Raw genomic sequence first — 5,384 nt, 5'->3', positions numbered from 1 at the left:
CCCCGACGCCGTCCCCCACCACGGTGTAGTCCGGACGCACCTCGGTGCCGATCAGCCCCACCAGGGCCCGGGTGCTGTGCAGGGCGATTCGCAGCTCGCAGCGCTCGTCCAGGGGCCGGCGCGCCATGGACCGCTCCCACTCGGAGCGCAGCGCCAGGGCGGCCCGGACGGCCCGGACCGAGTCCTCGCCCTTCACGTAGGGGACGCCGAAGAGGGCGCGCAGGGACTCGCCCCGGAAGCCCTCCACGGTGGCCTCGAAGCTGAAGATGATGCCGCTCATCCGCGCGTGGAAGTCGTTGAGCAGCTGCGTGGCGCGCGCGGCGCCGATGCGCATGCACAACACGGAGAAGCCCACGAGCTCCGCGTGCAGGATGGTGAGGTTGCGCTCCTCCAGGCCGGGCAGCTTGCCGCCCTGCTTCTGGGCCTCGGCGGCGCGGCGCTCGGCCACGTCCGGCGGATGGAAGCGCTCCAGGTCGCGCCGCAGCCTGTCCGCCGTGGGGCTGCCCTCGCGGGGGGAGAACTTCTGCACGCCGGTGGCCACCAGATGCGCCACCGCGGTGCAGGTATCCAGCATCGACTCCACGCTGGCGTCGCCCTTGGCGGACAGGTTGACGTAGAGCACGCCCGCGTAGGGCGGCTCGGCGCCGATGGGGATGCACAGCACGCGGTCCACGCCGTAGAGGATGACGCTCTCCCGGCCCGCGAAGCGGCGGTCATCGCGCACGTCTCCCACGGCGAGCGCGCGGCCCTGGCGCAGGGCCTCCTCGACGATGGCATCCGAGACGGGCACCTCGCCCTGGGCCAGCCGGCCGCGGTGGCGCACGGCGGCGGGCACCATGGCGCCCGTGGCGTGCTTGAGCAGCACCACCGCCGTGGTCGCGTCCGTGACCGCCAGCAGCCGGTCCATGGTGGTGTCCAGGAACGACGACAGCGTGGAGGCCGACGAGAGCGCCTCCGCGGTGCGGAACAACAGCACCAGCGTCTCCTGCCCCACGCGCGGGCTCGCGGCGGGCGGCGGCGCGGACGCGGAGAAGCTGTCGTCGAAGGAGACCGGGCCCACGTTGTCCAGGAGCCGCAGCACGTCCGCGTCGCGCACGTTCTTCGCCAGCAGGACGGAGGGGCCCACGTCCTGGCCGTGGCCGAAGCGCACGACGCCGCCCGCGCCCAGGTCCACCATCTCCGTGGCCGCGTTCTCCACGGTGTTGGGCTGGCGCACGGCGAGGACATTCTCCCCCAGCGCCACCGAGTCTCCGGCGACGAGCTGCCGAGAGCCCTGCAAGGGCGCGCCGTTGATGCGGCTGCCGTTGCGACTGCCCAGGTCTTCGATTCGCAGCACGTCGCCGTCGACGTACAGCCGCGCGTGTCGGCGCGACACGAGGTCGCCGCCCAGGACGATATCGTTCTCGTCCGCGCGGCCGAGGCTCGTCACGCCCTCAGGCAGATCGTACGACGTGTCGAAGTAGCCGGGCCCGTTGATGATGATCTGCCACATCGAGGGCACGACCTTACACGACTCTCCCGTCTGTTGAGAGAAGGAGACACGGACTCGGTGCGGGTATTCCGCAACCCCGCACCAGGACGTGTCTCTCCGCACCGCGTCATTTCACCTGCGGTACGGCTGCTTCTGAGCGGTTGCTCAGCGGGGCCGGTGGATGAAGAGGGAGGCGCCCTGCCTCACCACGGGGAAGGCCGCGAGCGGCCGGGACGCCGGGCCATTCAGCACCTGTCCCTCCTGGGTGAAGCGGGAGCCATGACAGGGGCACTCCATGACGCCGTCGGCCGGCACCCAGCCCACGGCGCAATCACCGTGCGTGCAGATGCGCCAGAGCGCCGCGTAACAGCCAGGTGACGTGTGGACCACCACCACGTCCAGCAGGGCCTGGGGGATACGGACCTCCGAGGCGCCGCCGGGGACCTCCAGCGCGGGGTGCTCCGCCAGGGAGACCTCCACCCAGCCCTCTCCAGGCGGGCCCGAGGGCCCCCGCGGCGTGCAGGACGGGCCCGGCCCTCCCGAATCGGGAGGGTCGAGCACCACGGCTTCCCGCCACCCGTCACCGCACCCCGCCCCGAGCGCCGCCAGGGCACAGGTGCCCTTGAGCAGCGTGCCGAGCGCGGCGCGGCGGTCCACCTCCCCCGTCGCGGACAGGGGACATGGCCGTGGCGGGAGCCGCTTCACGGGGTGCCGCTCCGAAGCGACACACCGTTCACCACCGCGACGGCGTCCAGGTCGAAGCCCCCCGAGGTGCCGCCGTAGCGGTTGTTGCCCGCGTCGACGATGCGCACGTACCGCGCGCGGCTCAGGCCCACCGTCGCCAGGTCGAACCCGTCCCCCCCCGCCACCGCGGGGTCCGTGGCGCTGACGCCGTTGGCCGGATTGGCCTGGACGGTGGCGACGCCCGCGCACCCCGGGTAGCCGCCCGCGGCGTCCGTGGTGGCACACGGGAATTCGTACCAGGCGACGCCGTCGTCGCTGACGGAGACGATGCCCCGCTCGGAGTACGTGGCCGGTCCGCCCGCGACGAGGAAGGTGTTCTCGAACACGAGCAGGTCCACGCCCGGCCCATCCACCACCGCGAGGTCAGTGAAGCGCAGCTCGATTTTGCCGCCCCGCCCCAGCGAGAGCACGTCCAGCGAGCCGTTGTCCGGCCCCAGCCCCGAAGGAGGCCCGAGCACGACGTCCGGGAAGCGGTCCTGCCCGAAACCCGCGCTGTCACCCGGCTCGAAGAGGACGACTTCGTCCGCGTAGGGGTCCTCGGGCGGCAGTCCGGCATCGGGCTCCAGCGGCGTGGAGCCATCCGGCGCTCCCGCGTCTTCGTCGACGCTGGAGGACGCGTCACCACACGCGGCGGCGCCCAGGAGCGCGGCGAGCGCCGCGCCCCAGACGACGCGGTGGACGGCGCGACGGCTCACCGGGCCACCTGGATGCGCACCAGCCGCTGGCCGTTCTTGTCATCCACGCCCACGAGCAGGTCCGAGCCCAGGTGCGCCAGCTGCGTCACGGAGGTGCACGCGTCCACGAACGACAGCACCGGTGTGCGCTCGCCAATGACGACCGCGCCAGGCTCGATGCCCAGGGACAGGGCGTAGCGGGACACGTCGGTGGAGACGAACTGCCAGTTGTCGTCGTAGCCGCCGCGCTTGACGGCGATGCCCTCACCGAAGGTGGAGGCCCCGTTGAAGTCGCTGTCCACCACGAGCTCGGCCTGCGTGCCCAGGTCCACGGGCGCTCCGCCGCGCAGCGCATCCGCGAGCACCGACGGCGCTACCACGCGGGCCTTGTTGCTGAAGTCCACGCTGCTGGAGAAACCCAGCATCGCGATTCCATTGTCCGTCACCGCCGTGAAGCCACTGGCGCCCGCTTCGCCCTCCGGGAAGTTGGCCAGGCGCACCGTCTGAAACGGAGTCGCGGACGTCACCAGGCCGAAGACGCCCAGGCCGCCCCCCGCGGTGCCCAGGCTCACGCTGTTGACGAGCAGCACGGAGTCCTCCCCCGCGGTGAAGTGGGCCGCGGTGAAGTTGGCCTGCGCCTCGATGTAGGAAGACGCGGCGGGCGCCGCCAGGTCATACGCGGCCACCGAGCCCAGCGCGCCCGTCGCGGACGTGGTGTAGCCCGCGAAGAGATACCGGCTGTCGTTCACCAGGAAGCCGTTCGAGAACACCGTCGCCGTCCCCGCGCGGTCCGCGGGCGAGACGACGTCGAAGAGCTTCGTGTCGTCCGGCTGGAGGTCGGGCCAGATGCCCAGCGAGTACATGCCGACGTCGATGCCCATGCCACTGCCGCGCACGGCGTAGACCGTGTACGTGGGGCCCGGCGAGGCGGCCAGCGCCAACACGTCGGCCGGCAGCCGCGCGGAGCCCGTGGTCTCGAAGCCCGTCTGGAGCTGGAGGGTGCCGAGCACGGGGTCGTGCGGCGCCGTCTCACACGTCTGCTCCGTGCCCGCGTCCGGCTCCGTGCCAGCATCGGGCTCCGTGCCGGCGTCCGGCTCCGTGCCCGCGTCCGGCTCTGGCTCGGTGCCGGCATCGGTGCCCGCGTCTTCCCCGGGGACCTGCTGGACGGGCCGCGTCTCACACTTCTCCGCGGCGCACGTCCACGCTTGGCCCTCGGGGGCGGGGCCGTTCTCACTGCGGCAGTCGTAGGCATCCACGCATTCGGAGCCGCAGCCCGTGGTGGCCACCGCCAGCACCAGGCTGGCCGTGGCGAACATCAGGGACTTCGTGCGGGCTCCCGCGCGCTTCACATCGGCGTACTTCATGGTGTCCTCGCTCCCTCTTCCGCCCCCACGGGCGGATGGGCTTCCAGGAGGACACGGCCGAAGGCAGCGCCCCGGCGCACATCACACGCGCCGGACAGCACCGCCCCCGCCGCCTCCCCTCGGAGGCCTCGGTGATGTCCGTGCCAGGGGCACGGGTCTTCGGCAGGTTTTCGGACTCGCAGGCGCGGGTGCATGCAGCACCCACCTACTTGCCGTCGCTTCCCAGCCCGCTTCGGGCCAGTGCTTCACGTGACGGCGTTCGTTCCTGCTCACCGCTGCGGGGCAGTCCCGGATTCACACCGGGTTCCCTTGAGTCGCCGTGGAATCACGGCGACACCGAGGACGCGGGCGGGGATATGGCGGGTGCAAGCCATTGTCAATGACGGGTCCCCAGCCGCACCCGCCGCCGCAGCAGCGCGAGGAACAGCGGGCCGCCCAGCAGCGCGGTGACGACGCCCACGGGAGGCTCGGCCCCGAACAAGGGGAAGGCCAGCCGCGCCAGCAAATCCGACAGGACGAGGAAGGCCGCGCCGCCCAGCGCCGACAGGGGCACCAGCAGCCGCTGGTCCGGCCCGAAGGCCAGCCGCAGCAGGTGCGGCACGATGAGCCCCACGAAGCCAATCAACCCCGTGAGCGCCACCGCGCCCGCGACGCTCGCGCTGGTGGCCAGCAGCAGCCAGCGGCGCGTCGCCGCCACCGGCACACCCAGCGACGCCGCGTCATCGTCTCCCAGCGACAGCAGGTTCAACCGTGCGGAGAGCACCCACATGACGCCAATCGCGCCGGCCTGGAGGAGCGCGGAGAGCACCAGCGTGCCGCCGCGCTCGTACCCCAGCGCTCCGGCGAGCCAGTAGAGGATTTCCCCCAGCCGGTCGGGGTCGGACAGCGTCTTCACCAGGGTGATGGCCGCGGAGGCGAACGCGTTGAACACCACGCCGGTGAGCAGCGCGGCATAGGGCGCGCGCGACGCGGAGCCCCGGCTGGCGGAGAGGACGAAGAGGATGGCGGCCCCCGCGCCCAGGAAGGAGAAGAGCGCGGGCGCGGACAGCCGCGCCATGGCGCCGCCCAGGCCCGGAGCCACGTCCCCCACGGTGCCGAGCCCCACCGCGAGCGCCAGCGTCGCCCCCATCG

The 5,384-nt window shown here is 72.5% G+C and carries 5 protein-coding genes and 1 riboswitch; all 5 genes read right to left on the bottom strand.

Annotated elements, in window-relative coordinates:
* The coding region (locus tag G4D87_RS33110; protein WP_163786681.1) for an adenylate/guanylate cyclase domain-containing protein at positions 1 to 1,492 on the bottom strand (1,492 nt) is incomplete at its 3' end.
* Positions 1,493 to 1,636: 144 nt separating this feature from the next.
* Positions 1,637 to 2,128, bottom strand: a complete 492-nt coding sequence (locus tag G4D87_RS33105) for a QcrA and Rieske domain-containing protein (RefSeq protein WP_205507807.1) — start codon at positions 2,126 to 2,128, stop codon at positions 1,637 to 1,639.
* A gap of 44 nt (positions 2,129 to 2,172) precedes the next feature.
* A complete protein-coding gene (locus G4D87_RS33100; protein ID WP_163786679.1) occupies positions 2,173 to 2,910 on the bottom strand; it encodes a cell surface protein in 738 nt (245 codons plus the stop codon).
* Entirely contained in the window at positions 2,907 to 4,253 is a 1,347-nt protein-coding gene (locus G4D87_RS33095; protein WP_163786678.1) for a hypothetical protein, read from the bottom strand. The genes G4D87_RS33100 and G4D87_RS33095 overlap by 4 nt, the downstream gene beginning before the upstream one ends.
* Before the next feature lie 144 nt (positions 4,254 to 4,397).
* Positions 4,398 to 4,609: riboswitch (cobalamin riboswitch) on the bottom strand.
* Positions 4,610 to 4,629: 20 nt separating this feature from the next.
* A partial coding sequence (locus G4D87_RS33090; protein ID WP_163786677.1) for a FecCD family ABC transporter permease occupies positions 4,630 to 5,384 on the bottom strand: 755 nt, incomplete at its 5' end.

The sequence above is a fragment of the Myxococcus vastator genome, from assembly GCF_010894475.1.
GTDB lineage: Bacteria > Myxococcota > Myxococcia > Myxococcales > Myxococcaceae > Myxococcus > Myxococcus vastator.
Note: the sequence above shows the minus strand (reverse complement) of the source record. Positions and strands in the feature narration are given on the sequence as shown.